General features: G+C 46.4%; 1 protein-coding gene. It reads left to right on the top strand.

Features of this window, described 5'->3' with window-relative positions; genetic code table 11:
* A partial coding sequence (locus AB840_RS15395) for a transposase (protein ID WP_048515688.1) occupies window positions 1-911 on the top strand: 911 nt, incomplete at both ends.

Raw genomic sequence — 911 nt, 5'->3', positions numbered from 1 at the left:
CTGGTAGAAAAGAAATATAAAAAACTGTTCAAAGGATTCAAAGGCCATGTAGCAAAGCCAGCCCGAATGGCATTAGGCGCGTTGCTCATTCAAATTGAATACGGGTACTCGGATGAAGAAACTGTCGAACAAATCAAGGAAAACCCCTATTTGCAATACTTCTGCGGTTTACTTGGCTATGAATATAAAGCGCCGTTTGATGCCTCTGCCATGACACGGTTTCGTAAACGGCTGACACCGAAGCGGTTGGAAGCCATCAACAATTTCATTATCCAACAGGCAGAAGCTGCCAAACAAGCGTCGCAGCATCACATTGAAAAAGACACAGACAAGAAAGAGGACTCTCATCATGATGATACGCCGCCGTCTACCTCCGACAAGGAAGGGACGCTGATTGTGGACGCTACCTGTGCGCCATCTCGTATCAAATATCCCAGAGATATGGAATTGTTGAATGAAGGACGAGAAAAGTTGGAACATATCATCACGGTGCTGCATACTCCCACTGATGGAAAGAAACCGCGGACCTATTGTCGCAAAGCCCGGAAGGACTATTTGAACATCGTCCGCGCCAAGAAAAACAAAGCAAAGAAACTGCGGCATGGCATCCGTAAGCAATTGCAATACCTTGCCAGAGATCAGCGATATATCGCTGATCTGTTACAAGACGGCAGACCGCTGGCACACAAGTATCAACAACAGTTAACCGTGATACAACAGATGTATGCGCAGCAGAAGTACATGTATGATCATCATATCCATCGTATGGAACACCGCATTGTAAATCTGCGTCAGCCATTTTTGCGGCCGATTGTGCGTGGCAAAGTCAAAGCACCTGTAGAATTTGGCGCCAAGTTGGACATCAGCGTCGTGAACGGCATGGTACGGTTAGAACGACAGAGTTTTGAAAC

Origin of the sequence: Megasphaera cerevisiae DSM 20462, from assembly GCF_001045675.1 — a bacterium.
Classification (GTDB): domain Bacteria; phylum Bacillota; class Negativicutes; order Veillonellales; family Megasphaeraceae; genus Megasphaera; species Megasphaera cerevisiae.
The sequence above is the reverse complement of the archived record's forward strand: the minus strand, read 5'-3'. Positions and strand labels throughout refer to the sequence as shown.